Consider the following 15,308-nt stretch of genomic DNA (forward strand, 5'->3'; position numbering starts at 1 on the left):
CTACCCGCCCACCACCAGATCATCCCGGTGGATCATCTCGGACCGCCCGCTGATGCCGAGGATGGCCATGACATCCGGGGAGGAGCGGCCCTTGATCCGCTCGGCATCGTCGGCGTCGTAGGCGATCAGGCCGCGGCCGACCTCGCTGGTGTCGGGGCCGCGCACGATCACGGCGTCGCCGCGGGCGAACTGGCCCTCGACCTTGATCACGCCGGCCGGCAGCAGGCTGGCGCCGGCGCGCAGGGCCGCGACCGCGCCGGCGTCGATCGTCAGCGTACCCTTCGGCTCAAGCGAGCCCGCGATCCAGCGTTTTCGCGAGGTGATGGGATTGGCCGGCGTCAGGAACCAGGTGCAGCGGCCGCCATCGGCGATCGCCTGCAACGGATGCTCGATCTTGCCCGAGGCGATCAGCATATGCGTGCCGCCGGTGGTCGCGATCTTGGCAGCTTCGACCTTGGTGCGCATGCCGCCGCGCGACAGCTCGGACTCGGCGTCGCCTGCCACAGCCTCGATCTCGGAGGAGATGCTGTCGACGACGGGAATGAGCCTGGCGTTCGGGTTGTTCTTCGGCGGGGCGTCGTAGAGCCCGTCGATGTCGGACAGCAGCACCAGCAGGTCGGCGCTGGCCATGGTGGCGACGCGCGCGGCGAGGCGGTCGTTGTCGCCGTAGCGGATCTCGTTGGTGGCGACCGTGTCGTTCTCGTTGATCACGGGGATCGCGCGCCACTCCAGCAGCTTGCCGATAGTGGAGCGCGCGTTGAGATAGCGGCGGCGCTCCTCGGTGTCCTGCAGCGTCACCAGGATCTGGCCGGCGCCGATGCCGTGGGCGCCAAGCACCTCCGACCAGATGCGGGCGAGCGCGATCTGACCGACGGCGGCGGCTGCCTGACTCTCCTCCAGCTTCAGCGGGCCGCGCGGCAATTTCAGGCGGCTGCGGCCGAGCGCGATCGAGCCGGAGGAGACGACGAGCACGTCACGCCCCTCGCGATGCAGCTTGGCCATGTCGTCGGCGAGCGCGGCAAGCCAGGACGCGCGCACCTCGCCCTTGTCGGAATCGACCAGCAGCGCGGAGCCGACCTTGACGACGATGCGGCGGAATTGACTGAGTTCGGGGCTGGCCATGTGTGCAAGTGCTGGCGCGTGTGACGGATTGCTCTGCATCGGACACGGCGGAGCGAGAGCGGCGCCGATGAGGCCCTGCTTTTGCAGCAGGACGATGGCCCGCGCAAGGCGCCGGCATGCTAAAGGATGAACGCCGGGTTGCCCCGGGCGGCCGTCCGGCTCTCATGCTGCCAACCATAACGGTGGAGGAAACCCATGGATCGCCGCAAATTCATGGTCCGGTGTCTGAGCCTGCCGCTGCTGGCGCAGGTGGGAGCGACGCGCGCACAGGCTGGGCTCACCAAGATCATCTTCCCGTTCGCGGCCGGCGCGGGCGGCGACACGCTGTGCCGGCTGATCGCGCAGGAGATGGCGCCGGCACTGCAGCGGACCATCGTGGTCGAGAACCGCACCGGCGGTGACGGCCTGATCGGCATCAAGGCGGTGAAGGGGGGAAGCCCCGACGGCAGCATGGTGCTGGTGACGACCGGACCCACGATGTACCTGCTGCCGATGGTCGAGACGATTCCGAGCTTCGATGCTGCAAAGGATTTCGTCCCGGTCTCGCTGCTGGCGCGCTTTGAATTTGCGCTGGTGATCAGCCCGGCGGTCGACGCTGTGGATTTCAAGTCGTTCGCGGCCTGGCTGAAGGCACATCCGGACAGGACCTCGTTCGGCGTACCCAGCAGCGGCACCATTCCGCATTTCATGGGCTCGAAGCTGGAGAAGGACCTCGGCATTCCCTTGAGCCGCGTGCCCTATCGCGGCAGCGCAGCTATCCTCAACGACCTCGTCGGCGGCCATGTTCCGTTCGGGATCACCACGCTGGCCGACGCGCTTGCGCAGCATCGCGCCAAGGGCGTGAAGATCATCGCGGTGAGCAGCGCGGAACGTTCGCCCTTTGCCTCAGAGGTGCCGACCTTGAAAGAGAGCGGCATCGATCTCGTCGCCGACGCCTGGTACGGCATGTGGCTTCCCGCCGGCAGCTCGCCGGAATTCGCAAGCAAGCTCGGCGCGGCCGCAAGCGCCGCGCTCGCCAAGCCCGAGGTGAAGGAGAAGCTCACCGCGATCGGTCTGATCCCGGTGGGCAGCAGCGCGGAAGGTCTGACCAAGGAGCTCGCCGCCAACACCGCGTTCTGGCAGCCGGTCGTGAAGGCGACGGGGTACAAGATCGAGAATTAGTTTCTGTTTGCGCTCCGCTCTCCGCCGTCATGGCCGGGCTTGTCCCGGCCATCCACGTGCACCGCCACCTAACGCAAGACGTGGATGCCCGGGTCAAGCCCGGGCATGACGAGCTGAGAGAGGCTCTTTCCGCTCACTCACAGCTTCGCGCGCTGCGCGATCCCGTCCTTGATCGACGCCAGCTCCGCTTCGTCCCAAACACCGATCAAAATCCCGCCCTTCACCTGGAGCTGGTTGTCGGCATAGGCGGCGATTTTCTCGCGCGGCGTCGTGATGTGGTCGTTGGGATGCAGCGCCCAGTCGAACAGCTCGGCCTGCAGTCGAGCGATGACGCCGGCGCACTCGGGATCGTCGCCGCGATCCAGAAACTCTTCCGGATCGGTTTCGAGGTCGTACAGCATCGGGAGGAAGCCTGAGGCGTGGATGTATTTCCAGCGGCCGTCGAACACCATGAACAGGCGACAGCGTTCGATCGGCTGATTCAGCTTCAGCCGCACGTCCTGCATGACATAGTCGTATTCGGAGAACGCCACCTTGCGCCAATCCGGCGGACTCTCGCCGCGCAGCAGCGGCAGCAGCGAGCGTCCCTCGAGGATATGGCCCGGCACCTTGCCGCCGAAATAGTCGACGAAGGTCGGCGCGAGATCGATGGCTTCGACCAGCGCATCGTTGCGCGTGCCACGCGTCGCATCCGCCTCCTTCGAGGGATCGATGATGATGAGCGGGATCTTCGCCGACTGCTCGTGGAACAGATCCTTCTCGCCCATCCAGTGATCGCCGAGATAGTCGCCGTGATCGGAGGTGAACACGATCATGGTGGTGTCCAGCAGGTCGCGCTCCTCCAGGAACTTCATCAGCACGCCCATCTGGGCGTCGATCTGGGTGATCAGGCCCATATAGGTCGGGATCACCTTCTCGCGGGCATCGTCGCGCGCCATGTTGCGGGAGTAGCGCATGTCCATATAGGCGCCGAACACCGGATGCGGGTTCTGCCGCTCGCGCTCGGAGCGGATCACCGGGATCATGTCCGATGTCGAATACATGCTGGCGTAGGGTTCGGGCGCGATGTAGGGCCAGTGCGGCTTGATGTAGGACAGATGCAGGCACCACGGCCTGCCGTCGGTCTCGGCCTCGCCGATGAAATCCATGGCGCGTCGCGTCATGTAGGGCGTCTCGGAATGCTCGTCCGGCACGCGCGCGGCCTTGTCGGCATGCACGAGCAGCCAGCCGTTCTGGAGCGAGCCGTCCTCGGCCGCGCCTGAATTGGCCCAATGCTCCCAGGGATTGGGCGCATCAAAGCCCTGCTGGCGCAGATATTCGTCGTATTTCGGACGCGGCCGCCCCGTGGGATGCAGGCCGTCGTCACGCTCATAGGGCTCAAACCCGCATTCGGCGACGTGCACGCCGATCATCGATTCCGGCGGGATGCCGAGCGCCTTCATGCCTTCGAGATCGGGCGCCATGTGGGTCTTGCCGACCAGCACGTAGCGCACGCCGAGCTTCTTGAGGTGATCGCCGAGGGTGGGCTCGCCGACCCGCAACGGCCAGCCGTTCCAGTGCGAGCCGTGCGAGCGCATGTAGCGCCCGGTGTAGAACGACATCCGCGAGGGGCCGCAGATCGGCGACTGCACATAGGCCTTGCTGAAGAGCACGCCGCGCTTCGCCATGGCGTCGATGTTCGGTGTCTTCAGCGTGGGATGGCCGGTGCAGCCGAGATAGTCATAGCGAAGCTGGTCGCACATGATCCAGAGAACGTTCTTCGCGCGCGCCATGCGTGATCCCTGCCGTTTCTTGATTGTGGGATGCTGCGCTATCGAGGGCGCGAAGACAAGCTATCAGCGATGCACGCGTCTGCGGCCGTACACTCCAGCGTCGTCCCGGCCTTCGCCGGGACGACGAAAAATCAAACCGACCACGGCTCCGCTTCGGCCGCGCTCTTCGCTTTCGCAGACACCGGGCTCTCGCCGATCACATCCGCAAGAGAGCGCAACGCTTCCTGCACGCCGTCACCGGTGACGGCGGAGAGCAGCAGCGGCGTCTTCTTGGCGGCGCGCTTCAGCCGCTCCTTCTGCTTCTTCAACTCGTCCGGCTCGATCGCGTCGATCTTGTTCAGCGCGACGATCTCGATCTTGTCGGTGAGCTGCCCGGCATAGGCGTCCAGCTCCGTTCGCACCGTCTTGTAGGCCTTGCCGGCGTGCTCGCAGGTCGCATCGATGAGATGCAGCAGCACGCGGCAGCGCTCGACATGGGCGAGGAAGCGGTCGCCGAGACCGACGCCTTCATGCGCGCCTTCGATCAGGCCGGGGATGTCCGCCAACACGAATTCGCGACCGTCGGCATTCACGACGCCGAGCTGCGGATGCAGCGTGGTGAAGGGATAGTCGGCGATCTTCGGCTTGGCCGCGCTGACCTTGGCAAGGAAGGTCGATTTGCCGGCATTGGGCAGGCCGACGAGGCCGGCATCCGCGATCAGCTTCAACCGCAGCCAGATCCAGCGCTCCTCCCCGGGCTGGCCGGGATTGGCATTGCGCGGCGCGCGATTGGTCGAGGTCTTGAAATGCGCGTTGCCGAAGCCGCCATTGCCGCCCTCGGCCAGCACGAACTTTTCGCCGACAGTGGTGAAATCGTGGATCATGGTCTCGCGATCTTCATCGAAGATCTGCGTGCCGATGGGGACCTTCAGCACGATCGACTTGCCATTGGCGCCGTGGCGGTCCGAGCCCGAGCCGTTCTCGCCCTTCTGGGCCTTGAAGTGCTGCTGGTAGCGATAGTCGATCAGCGTGTTCAGCCCGTCGGCGACCTCGATGATGACATTGCCGCCGCGGCCACCATTGCCGCCGGAGGGGCCGCCGAATTCAATGAATTTTTCGCGGCGGAACGCCACGCAGCCGTTTCCGCCGTCGCCGGAGCGGATATAGACCTTTGCTTCGTCTAGGAATTTCATGGGCCATAGGTAGGCCAGCCGGTCCCGCGCGGCAACCCGGATGGACCCGCAAATCGGCCGAAACCCGGCGATTTGTGGCCTTGCTTAACCAGCTGGCCGGCGCCGGATCAGGAATTTCTGCGTGCCCTCCAGCACCAGCTCCTTGCGCTGGTTGAACACGGTGCTTTTGAGCGTCACCACGCCGGTCGAGCGTCCCGGCACCAGCTCGGTGACCTCGAGCGCGGGATAGATTGTGTCGTCGGCGAAGACAGGTTTGAGGAACCGGCTGGATTGCTCGAGGAAGCCGACCAGGGAGTCCTCGACCATGAACGGAAACAGGCCGGCGCCGGGCGCGGTGTGGATCAGCGTCTGGAAACCGTGGGCGAGCAGATGCGGCATGCCGCGGCTGCGGCAATACTCCACGTCGTAATGCACCGGATGCGTGTCGCCGCTCGCGGTCTGGAACGCCGCGAACACCGCCGTCGTCTGCGTGCGGCTCGGCAGCACGAAGCGCTCGCCGACCACGAAATCCTCAAACCAGCGTTGCGCGGGGATCATGCGATGCCGGGCCGGGTCGAAGTCGGTCATGGCTAAGCTCTTTCCTGGCTCTCTTGTGAGACACCTGTCGCTACCGCGACGCGGAGAGTGCGACAATCCGTTCAATTCGTCCAACGCGGGCTTGTCGTGACGGCCTGCGTCATTACAACGGCGCTCGATGCCCCTGTTCAAGAATCTATCGGCCTATGACGAACGCTCGGCGCGCCTTGCCGGGATTGCGCTCATGGTGCTGTCGATCTTCATGTTCTCGTTTGGCGATGCCATGGGCAAGTTCCTGGTCGGGACTTATTCGGTGGGGCAGCTGCTGTTCCTGCGCGCCTGCGCGGCGCTGCTGCTGCTGTCGCCGTTGGTCTGGCGGCAGCGTCACCAGTTCCTGCATCTGGAGCGGCCGGGTCTCCAGCTCTTTCGCGTCGTGCTGTCGACGCTGGAAGTGGCGGCCTTCTTCCTTGCGACGGTCTACCTGCCGCTCGCCGACGTCATCACCTATTATCTCGCCGGGCCCATTTTCGTCACCGCGATGTCGGCGATCTTTCTCGGCGAGAAGGTCGGCTGGCGGCGCTGGACGGCGATCCTGATCGGCTTCTGCGGCGTCCTGATCGCGCTGCGGCCCTCGGCACAGACGGTGAGCCTGCCGGCGCTGATCGCGCTTGGCGGCAGTCTTTCTTTCGCAACGCTGATGTTGATCACGCGCAGCCTGCGCAAGACGCCCGATATCGTGATGGCGTCGTCGCAATTCGTCGGCACGTTCTTGCTGGGCGCTGTGCTGTCGGCGTTCCACTGGGTGCCGCCGACATCGGGCAGCCTCGTGATCTTCGCGCTGGCGGGATGCGTCTCGGTCACGGCGCTGTTCTGCGTCAACCGCTCGCTCAAGCTCGCGCCGGCCAGCGTCGTCGTGCCCTATCAATATTCGATGATCGTCTGGGCGGTGATCTTCGGCTTCGTCGTGTTCGGCGACGTGCCCGAAATCGCCACCATCGTCGGCGCCGCCATCATCATCGCCGCCGGGTTCTATATTTATCTGCGTGAGCGCGATCTCGGACGCAGGGACGCGGATGTGAATCCGCCAGCGTGATTACAGCGGAATAAATTCGAGCGTCGTCCTGGCTTTCACCAGGACGACAGTTTGAGCCGCCTCCGCCCTACCTCACCCTTCGCGCGCTGCTCCAGCTCTTCAGCGACGCCCACACGCCGCGCGAGAGACGGAAGCAGTCGACGGGCGTGGACGAGCCCAGCGCCAGGAAGCGATGCAGCTGGACGCCGCTCCACTGGAAGCCGCACTTCTCCAGCACGTTGCGCGAGGCCGGGTTGGTGACGCGCGCGCCTGCATAGAGATGATCGTCCTCGAACTCCTCGAAGAAGAAGTCGATCGCGCCGCGTGCGGCCTCGGTGGCAAAGCCCCGGCCCCAATGCTCGACGCCGAGCCAATAGCCGAGCTCGGCGTTGTCGGGCGTCGAGCGGTCGATGCCGACCATGCCGATGGGGCCGCTGTCATGCTCGATCAGGAACACCGTCTCGCTGCCGGGCAGGGCGCTGGCGCGGATGAAGGCGATGGCGTCGTCCTGCGAATAGGGATGCGGGAGGCGCCTTGTGTTTTCGGCGACGCGACGGTCGTTGGCGAGGAGGGCGATGGTCCTGACATCGGCGAGGGTCGGCCGCCGCAAGGTCAGCCGCTCGGTGGCGACGACGCTGGGTCTCGCCTCCCGCAAGGTCACGCTCGAAAAATCCTGCAACATGTCCGGCTCCGTCGAAGTCACTAAAGTGAAAAGTGAGCACGCAAACGAAAGGGGAGGCCGGTTTCCCGCCTCCCCTGGAGCCTTCGATCTGTGATCTCAAGGACTCCGCCGGTTCGGTCTGGGACCCGGCGGACTCCAAATTTGATCCACCGTCTATTCAGCCGCCTCTGCGAGCGGGAGCACCGAGATGAAGGTGCGGCCGTTGGCTTTGGCCTGGAACGTTACGCGGCCCTCGATCTTGGCGAACAAGGTGTGGTCCGTGCCCATGCCGACATTAAGGCCGGGATGCCAGGTGGTGCCGCGCTGACGCGCAATGATGTTGCCGGGAATCACAACTTCCCCGCCGAACGCCTTGATACCGAGGCGCTTGCCCTTGGAATCGCGACCGTTGCGCGATGAACCGCCTGCTTTTTTGTGAGCCATGGCTCGTCTCCGAAATTCTACGTATTTCTAGATCAATTCCTTGACGGAATCATTTCACAATTTCTCACGCATCACTTCGTGACGGCGCGTGATCAAATTATGCGGCGGCCTCTTCGGTCGTGGTCTCTGGCTTGGCGACCTTCTCCCGCTTCGGACGCGGCCCCTTGGTGGGCTTGGCGCCGTCCGTCAGGATCTCCGAGATGCGCAGCACGGTGATCTCGTCGCGATAGCCGCGCTTGCGGCGCGAATTCTTGCGGCGGCGCTTCTTGAAAGCGATGACCTTGGGACCGCGCTTGTGGTCGAGCACCTCGACCGCAACGGACGCGCCGGCGACCGTGGGCAGACCCAGGATCGGCGTGTCGCCGCCGACCAGGAGAACTTCATTGAGCTGCACGATCGAGCCGACTTCGCCTTCGATCTTGCCTACTTCCAGGACATCATCCGGAACGACGCGGTACTGCCGGCCGCCGGTTTTGATGACTGCGAACATCGTTGTTTTCCTTCGTGTTCATTCCCGGCCTCGCGACATATTGTCGGGGCCGGCTTTTTGTCAGTCGTTATGGGTTTATGCGAGTTTTGTGCGGGCGGGAGTTATCCCTTTGAAAACCCACGTAAAAACAAGCGGCGCGAGAAACGCCCCGCGCCGGTTGCGGGATTTATAGCCGCTGATCCCCCGGAGTCAAGGAAAAGCCGGCGAAAACGGCCGGATTTGAAGCATTTGGGCCCGATCCGGCCCGCAGGCGAATTTCGGACCGCGCCGCAACCAACAGGTTCCCCCGCCGTTGTCCCGGCGAATTCAGTCACACGGGCAAGGGGCTTACCATGGCAACAGACGAGCTGGTCAAGACGACGACGGGCATCGCTCATCACGGCGCGGAGCGGCTGCCGTCGGTGGATATCGACAGCTTCAACATCGAGATGAAGGACGAGGATGGCTTCATCGGCGACCGCGCCAGCAAGGGCGCGTTCCGCGAGATCCTCGAGCGCTGGCGCAAGCCGCTGCGCAAGTCCGGCGAGGACCCGTTCGGCAAGGAGCCGTCGGACGAGATCAGCAAGAAGACGCTGGACGCCATCCTGGTCGGCGACGACACCGAGGCCTGGGCGGTGGTGCATAGCGCCATCGAGGACTTCGCCCAGGAGCTCGCTTACGTCACCCGCCGCTTCCTCAAGTCCAAGGCCTGGGCCAAGACCGAGCGCATCGTGGTCGGCGGCGGTTTTCGCGATTCCCGGCTCGGCGAGCTCGCGATCGCGCGCACCGAGATTATCCTCATCGCCGAGGGCTTCAAGATCGACATGCTGCCGATCCGCCATCATCCCGACGAGGCCGGCCTGATCGGCGCGCTGCATTTGGCGCCGTCGTGGATCTTCGAGGCCCATGACAGCATCCTCGCCGTCGATATCGGCGGCACCAACATCCGCTGCGGCCTGGTTGAGACCAGCTGGAAAAAGGCAAAAGACCTGTCGAAAGCCAAGGTCGTGAAGTCCGAGCTGTGGCGTCATGCCGACGACGAGCCGACGCGCGAAGGCGCGGTGAAGCGGCTGACGAAGATGCTGAAGGGGCTGATCACCGAGGCCGAGAAGGAAGGCTACAAGCTGGCGCCGTTCATCGGCATCGCCTGTCCCGGCGTGATCAACGCGGACGGCTCCATCGAGAAAGGCGCACAGAACCTGCCGGGCAATTGGGAGAGCAGCAAGTTCAACCTGCCGGCGAGCCTGCTCGAGGGCATTCCGCAGATCGGCGAGCACGACACCGCGATCCTGATGCACAATGACGGCGTGGTTCAGGGCCTCTCCGAGGTGCCGTTCATGCAGGACGTCGATCGCTGGGGCGTGCTCACCATCGGCACCGGCCTCGGCAATGCCCGCTTCACCAACCGCCGCAAGGACAACGGCAAGGACAAAGACAAAGACCGCGATTCTACGGAGAACGGGAAGAAAAAGGCCAAGTCCGACAAGGAGTAACCTTGACTGGTTAGGTTAAGGACCGGATTGCGTTGCGGTGCACCGCCCGCACGCTACGGTCGAAACCGTCGCCTCACCTGGCCGGCGAAGCCGCCCTTCCCAGCCAGTATTTCAATGAGCGGCACCGGGACCGCCAGTGTTTACCGCGTCTGGCGGTCCCACCCCGCCTTTTGCGGGTACCAGTGATTCGGCACCGACGTGCCGCATCGGGCTCGCGCCGGGTCAGTGGCGAACGGCTCAGGCCCATTCCCGCGCAAACCGCCGCCGAAATCCGCGATCGCCCCCGATCATCACCGTGACATCGTGGGTCCAGCCGGAAAACCGGCCCGATTTTCGCCCTCGCAAGCCTTGTCTGGCCCGCCATCCTCGCCTATTAACGCCCGAACCACAGGGGCCATGCTCCTTACTTGGCGCCTTCAGGAGAGGTGGCAGAGTGGTCGAATGCACCGCACTCGAAATGCGGCATAGGTGCAAGCCTATCGGGGGTTCGAATCCCTCCCTCTCCGCCAACATCATCCGCCACAATAAAACGGCTTTCCAGAAAGCTCGGCAGATCAGTCTGATCTTGCCGGCTCTCGCTCCGCCAGCACCGTCCGCGCCGTCGCCACGAACGCCTGCGCGGCCGGCGACAGCGTCCGACCCTGGCGCTGCAGCAGCGACACCGGGCGGGTGATGGCAGGGCGTATCAGCGGCTTTGCGATCAGAGTTGGAAATTGATCGGCCGGCAGCATCGTCGCAGGAAGGATAGCAAGGCCGAGGCCCTGCGCCGTCATGGCGAGCGCGGTGTTGATCAGCGTCACTTCATAGGTCGGGTTGAGGTGCTTGCCCTGGCTCCCCAGCGCCTGATCGATCTGCATGCGTATCCGCGTCTCGCGCCGCATCGCGATCGTCGGCATCTGATCCAATTCGTCCCATGTCAGTGAGCGCCGTGCCGCGAAGTCGGGGGTGCGCCGGCCGATGGCGCTCAGGCGGCCGCGGGTCAGCGTCTCGATCGTCAGCTCCGCGAATTCTCCCTCGACGCTGCCGATCGCGAACTCCGCATCCGTCGCGATCAGACGTGGAACGAGATCGTCGGCGGCGACGTCGCGCATGTCGATTTCGATGTCGGGATAGCCTGCCCGGAATTTTGCCAGCACCGAGGGCAGCAGTGCCGATGCGGTACCGGCTGAGGCGAGAAACGCGACTCGGCCGGCGCGCGCCTGCGCGAGGTCACGCATGCGCCGCGACAGGCCCAGCGCATCGCCCAGCATCCGTTCGGCGGCATGAACTGCCTCGTCAGCGGCCCGCGTCGGCTGCACCGAACGAGTGGAGCGATCGAACAGTTTGACGCCGAGCTGCGCTTCGAGCTGTTGGATCAACAGGCTCGCCGCCGATTGCGTGATCCCCAGCTCGCGCGCAGCCCGCGTGATGCTGCGCGTACGGTACACGCCGGTGAAGGCCTGCAATTGCCGTAAGGTGACGTTCATAGGCAAAGCTCATGAATTGATGAGTTCTTTCCGGCTTATCACATAAGCGAGCATGCAATAAAATGCATGCCGTGGTCGGTGAAGCGGCGATCGCCAAGGGATTGGAAACGAACATGAGGACACAGGTGCTGGTGGTGGGCGCCGGGCCCGTCGGATTGACCGCGGCGATGGATCTGGCTTCCCGTGGGATCGACGTCGTGGTCGCGGAGATCCGCCATGCCGGCGATCCGCCCAGCGTCAAATGCAATCACGTCTCGGCGCGTTCGATGGAGATCTTCCGCCGGCTCGGCGTCGCCGCAAAGCTGCGCGACGCAGGCCTGCCCGCAGATTTCCCGAACGACTGCTCCTACCGGACCACGGCGACCGGCATCGAGCTGTGCCGCATCGACATTCCCTCGCGCGCACGCCGCTACAGCGCCACCGGCGGCCCCGACACCTGGTGGCCGACGCCGGAGCCGCCGCACCGGATCAACCAAGTCTATCTCGAGCCGATCCTGTTCAGCCATGCCGCCGCTCAGTCGCGCATCACCATTCTGGCGCGCACGGAAATCACGGACATCGAGCAGAATGACGACCATGTGGTCGCATTGGCGCGCGACCTCGACAGCGGAAGCTCGCTCCGCATCGAGGCTTCCTTTGTGATCGGTTGCGATGGCAGCCGTTCCCTGGTTCGCAGATCGATCGGCGCCAACCTGTCCGGCACGCCGGTGATCCAGCGCGTGCAATCGACCTTCATCGAAGCGCCGCAGCTCAAGGAGCGGATGGGCGCGCACAAGCCGGCCTGGATGGTGCTCTCGCTCAACCCGCGACGCTCAGGCACGACGGTGGCGATCGACGGTCAGGACCGCTGGCTGATCCATAATCACCTGAAGCCAGACGAGCCCGAATTTGATTCGGTCGATCGGGACTGGGCGATCCGCGCCATTCTCGGCGTCGACGAGCGCTTCGAATACCGCGTCCTCAGCAAGGAGGACTGGGTCGGCCGCCGGCTTGTCGCCGATCGCTTCCGCGACCGCAGAGTCTTCATCTGCGGCGACGCCGCGCATCTGTGGATGCCGTATGCGGGCTACGGCATGAATGCGGGGATTGCGGACGCCGTCGACCTGTGCTGGCAGGTGGCGGCGCATCTGAACGGGTGGGCGCCGGCTTCGATCCTGGATGCCTACGAGGCGGAGCGTCAGCCCATCACCGAACAGGTGTCGCGCTTTGCCATGGACCATGCGATGAAGATGATGGCGCAGCGTGGTGGAGTCTCCGCGGAGATCGAGGACGACACGCCGCGCGGCCACGCCGCGCGCGCAGCGCTGGCCAGGGCGGCCTACGATCTCAACGTGCAGCAATATTGCTGTGCCGGATTGAACTTCGGCTACTATTACGATGCCTCGCCGATCATCGCCTATGACGGCGAGACGCCGCCCGCTTACGCGATGGGCAGCTTCACCCCCTCCACCGTGCCGGGCGCTCGCGCGCCGCACCTGTTTCTGCGGGACGGGCGATCGCTCTACGATGCCTTCGGCGTCGGCTACACTTTGCTGCGGTTCGATCCGGCGATCGATGTAGCGCCATTGAAGTCTGCCGCAGAGCAGCGCGGCATTCCGCTCGCGCTGCTCGACATTGCGCCGGACGAAGCGAACGGCGCGTATGCCGAGAAGCTGGTGCTGGCGCGGCCCGATCAGCACATCGCCTGGCGCGGGCAGGCCGCGCCAGCGGACCCACAAGGCTTGCTGACGCGCATCACCGGCGCTTCGGCGTAAGGCGATTTGAAGCGGACGGTCTCGCGGCGAAGTCCGCCGGCAGGTGATTTACAAAGTCGTGGTTCACAAAACAAAAAAAGACTCGCACCAGGAGGGAAACGTGTTTCACGTTGCAAGCCGCCGCATTTTGGCCGTGCTGACGGCCGCGAGTTTCGCCGTGCTGCCGCTGGAGGCGGTCCGAGCGGTCTATCCCGAGCAATTGATCAAGATCATCGTGACCTTTCCGCCCGGCGGCAGCGCCGATACCGTCATCCGCGCGCTCGAACCGCTGGTCACTGCCGAGCTCAAACAGGGTCTCGTGATCGAGAACCGCGCGGGTGCTGGAGGCAACATCGGCATGGCCGCGGTCGCGCAGGGCAAGCCTGACGGCTATACGCTCGGCATTGCGCCGGCAGGCAGCCTGACGGTCAATCCGCATCTCAATTCGTCGATGCCGTTCGATCCGAAGGATCTTGCGCCGATCACCCTGCTCGCGAAAATTCCCTTCGTGCTGGTTGCGTCAGCGAACGTGCCGGCGCATACGGTCGCGGAATCGATCGCGCTCGCCAAGGCCAAGCCGGGCGCGTTGTCGATCGGGCATGGCGGCAATTCGACCGCCATGCACTTGACCGCGGCACTGTTCACGCAGAAGACCGGGATCGCCATGGAGCTGGTCCCCTATCGCGGGACCGCGCCGGCGACGGTCGATGTTCTCGCAGGCCATGTCCCCTTCGCGGTACTGGATATCCCCGCATCGAGGCAACTGATCCTCGAAGGTAAGCTCAACGCCATCGGTGTGTCGTCTGCGCAGCGTCTGTCGTCCTTGCCTGATGTGCCGACACTCGCCGAGAGCGGTATTGCGGGTTTCGAATCCGTTGGCTGGTTCGGGCTGGTTGCTCCGGCCGGCACGCCAGCCGATATCGTCGGCCGGTTGAACGAAGCCTTCGGAAAGGCCCTGAAGGATCCATCGGTGGTCGAGAAGATCCGGACGCTTGGCGCAGAGCCTGCACCGACCTCGCCGGAGGAGTTCAGCCGCTTCATCCAAAGCGAAAGCTCGAAATGGGGCAAGCTGATCAGTGAAGCGGGCATCAAGGCGAATTAAGTGTCCCACGCAGCCCTGCTGCTCGTCGGCAATCATCCCCGGCTCGCCTTCAGCGCCCGCCGCATCACGATCGCGGTCTAGAAACACGATTCCGCCCCGGCGTAAGTCATTGATCTTGCAGCTCCGGCTACTGTGCATGGGGTTGTTTTCGCGCTTTTTGTTGTTGGGCCTTGGGAGGCTTACAGGTAATCGTCGCGACACCGGCTGGCCTCGCCAGTTCGGATCACCACCGACAAGGCGAGATGGGCATGCACTCTTCCGGCAGCGGCTTGGGCAACGGGCTTCTTGGCGTCATCATCTTCAGCGCATCGCTGCCGGCGACCCGCGTGGCGGTCGGCGGGTTTTCCGCGCTGTTCCTGACCTCGGCGCGCGCGGTCATCGCGGCGCTGATCGGTGTGGCCGTGCTCGGCCTGCTCCGTCAGGCGCGGCCGCAGCGCAAGGATCTCGTCTCGCTCGCGATCGTCGCCATCGGCGTCGTGGTCGGCTTTCCCTTGCTGACGGCGCTTGCGCTCCAGCACATCACCTCGGCGCATTCGATCGTCTTCATCGGGCTCTTGCCGCTGTCGACCGCGATCTTCGGCGTGCTGCGCGGCGGCGAGCGGCCGCAGCCGATGTTCTGGCTCTTTGCAATTCTGGGCAGCGCCACTGTCGCCGGCTTTGCGCTGTCCAACGACGGCACCGCATCGCTCACCGGCGATCTCCTGATGGTCGCGGCGATCGTGCTGTGCGGGCTCGGCTATGCCGAAGGCGCCGCGCTGTCGCGCCGGCTCGGCGGCTGGCAGGTGATCTCCTGGGCGCTGCTGCTGTCGCTGCCGCTGATGGTGCCGGTCGCGATTCTAACCTGGCCGTCGACATGGAGCGGCGTCGGTGTGCCCGCCTGGATCGGGCTCGCCTACGTCTCGGTCTTCAGCATGTTCGTCGGTTTCATCTTCTGGTACCGCGGGCTTGCGATCGGCGGCATCGCCCGCGTCGGCCAGTTGCAGCAGCTCCAGCCGTTCTTCGGCCTTGCGCTTGCAGGCCTGCTCCTGCACGAACCTGTGGCCTGGAGCATGATCGTCGCGACCGCGCTGGTGGTCGCCTGCGTCTTCTTCGCACGGCGGTTTGCCTGAGGCCGAATTGATGCGG

The 15,308-nt window shown here is 64.7% G+C and carries 14 protein-coding genes and 1 tRNA gene; 7 read left to right on the forward strand and 8 right to left on the reverse strand.

Annotated features, from left to right (window positions below; genetic code table 11):
* Positions 1–1,122 (reverse strand): glutamate 5-kinase, encoded by a 1,122-nt coding sequence (gene proB, locus IVB54_RS01010; RefSeq protein ID WP_018459856.1) that lies wholly within the window; start codon positions 1,120–1,122, stop codon positions 1–3.
* A gap of 195 nt (positions 1,123–1,317) precedes the next feature.
* On the opposite strand from proB, the gene IVB54_RS01015 reads away from it, so the two are divergent.
* Complete coding sequence (locus IVB54_RS01015; RefSeq protein WP_018459857.1) at positions 1,318–2,283, forward strand: Bug family tripartite tricarboxylate transporter substrate binding protein; 966 nt, start codon at positions 1,318–1,320, stop codon at positions 2,281–2,283.
* Positions 2,284–2,420: 137 nt separating this feature from the next.
* On the opposite strand, the gene IVB54_RS01020 is transcribed toward IVB54_RS01015, so the two are convergent.
* The 3 genes from IVB54_RS01020 to IVB54_RS01030 form a co-directional block, all read right to left on the reverse strand.
* On the reverse strand, positions 2,421–4,055 hold the full coding sequence (locus IVB54_RS01020; protein ID WP_018459858.1) for an alkaline phosphatase family protein: 1,635 nt from the start codon (positions 4,053–4,055) through the stop codon (positions 2,421–2,423).
* A gap of 131 nt (positions 4,056–4,186) precedes the next feature.
* Positions 4,187–5,227 carry a GTPase ObgE gene (gene obgE / locus IVB54_RS01025; protein ID WP_018459859.1) on the reverse strand — a complete coding sequence of 347 codons (1,041 nt, stop codon included), beginning with the start codon at positions 5,225–5,227 and terminating at the stop codon, positions 4,187–4,189.
* A gap of 84 nt (positions 5,228–5,311) precedes the next feature.
* Positions 5,312–5,794 carry a MaoC family dehydratase gene (locus IVB54_RS01030; protein ID WP_018459860.1) on the reverse strand — a complete coding sequence of 161 codons (483 nt, stop codon included), beginning with the start codon at positions 5,792–5,794 and terminating at the stop codon, positions 5,312–5,314.
* A 127-nt stretch (positions 5,795–5,921) separates the two neighbouring features.
* On the opposite strand from IVB54_RS01030, the gene IVB54_RS01035 reads away from it, so the two are divergent.
* Positions 5,922–6,836: a DMT family transporter gene (locus tag IVB54_RS01035; RefSeq protein WP_018459861.1), complete on the forward strand. Its 915-nt coding sequence runs from the start codon at positions 5,922–5,924 to the stop codon at positions 6,834–6,836.
* A 67-nt stretch (positions 6,837–6,903) separates the two neighbouring features.
* On the opposite strand, the gene IVB54_RS01040 is transcribed toward IVB54_RS01035, so the two are convergent.
* From IVB54_RS01040 to rplU, 3 genes are all read right to left on the reverse strand, one after another.
* Positions 6,904–7,497, reverse strand: a complete 594-nt coding sequence (locus IVB54_RS01040) for a GNAT family N-acetyltransferase (RefSeq protein ID WP_018459862.1) — start codon at positions 7,495–7,497, stop codon at positions 6,904–6,906.
* 153 nt (positions 7,498–7,650) lie between these two features.
* The gene (rpmA, locus tag IVB54_RS01045) at positions 7,651–7,920 is read right to left on the reverse strand and encodes a 50S ribosomal protein L27 (RefSeq protein ID WP_018459863.1); all 270 of its coding nucleotides are present in this window, start codon (positions 7,918–7,920) and stop codon (positions 7,651–7,653) included.
* A gap of 97 nt (positions 7,921–8,017) precedes the next feature.
* Complete coding sequence (gene rplU / locus IVB54_RS01050; protein ID WP_007604396.1) at positions 8,018–8,410, reverse strand: 50S ribosomal protein L21; 393 nt, start codon at positions 8,408–8,410, stop codon at positions 8,018–8,020.
* A 332-nt stretch (positions 8,411–8,742) separates the two neighbouring features.
* On the opposite strand from rplU, the gene IVB54_RS01055 reads away from it, so the two are divergent.
* Together IVB54_RS01055 and IVB54_RS01060 are read left to right on the forward strand one after the other, a co-directional pair.
* On the forward strand, positions 8,743–9,882 hold the full coding sequence (locus IVB54_RS01055) for an ROK family protein (protein ID WP_018459864.1): 1,140 nt from the start codon (positions 8,743–8,745) through the stop codon (positions 9,880–9,882).
* 419 nt (positions 9,883–10,301) lie between these two features.
* Positions 10,302–10,391 (forward strand) — tRNA-Ser (locus tag IVB54_RS01060).
* Positions 10,392–10,436: 45 nt separating this feature from the next.
* Here the strand turns inward: IVB54_RS01060 and IVB54_RS01065 are convergent.
* Positions 10,437–11,348 (reverse strand): LysR family transcriptional regulator, encoded by a 912-nt coding sequence (locus IVB54_RS01065; protein ID WP_018459865.1) that lies wholly within the window; start codon positions 11,346–11,348, stop codon positions 10,437–10,439.
* Positions 11,349–11,461: 113 nt separating this feature from the next.
* Here IVB54_RS01065 and IVB54_RS01070 point away from each other — a divergent pair, with 113 nt between their 5' ends.
* The 3 genes from IVB54_RS01070 (at position 11,462) to IVB54_RS01080 (ending at position 15,292) form a co-directional block, all read left to right on the forward strand.
* Positions 11,462–13,102, forward strand: coding sequence for an FAD-dependent oxidoreductase (locus tag IVB54_RS01070; RefSeq protein WP_247777028.1), 1,641 nt, complete (start codon positions 11,462–11,464; stop codon positions 13,100–13,102).
* Between the two features lie 100 nt (positions 13,103–13,202).
* Positions 13,203–14,183 (forward strand): tripartite tricarboxylate transporter substrate binding protein, encoded by a 981-nt coding sequence (locus IVB54_RS01075; protein ID WP_247295759.1) that lies wholly within the window; start codon positions 13,203–13,205, stop codon positions 14,181–14,183.
* Between the two features lie 248 nt (positions 14,184–14,431).
* On the forward strand, positions 14,432–15,292 hold the full coding sequence (locus IVB54_RS01080; protein ID WP_026233895.1) for a DMT family transporter: 861 nt from the start codon (positions 14,432–14,434) through the stop codon (positions 15,290–15,292).
* The last annotated feature ends 16 nt before the right edge of the window (positions 15,293–15,308 follow it).

Source organism: Bradyrhizobium sp. CW1 (assembly GCF_023100665.1).
Taxonomy (GTDB): Bacteria; Pseudomonadota; Alphaproteobacteria; order Rhizobiales; family Xanthobacteraceae; genus Bradyrhizobium; species Bradyrhizobium canariense_D.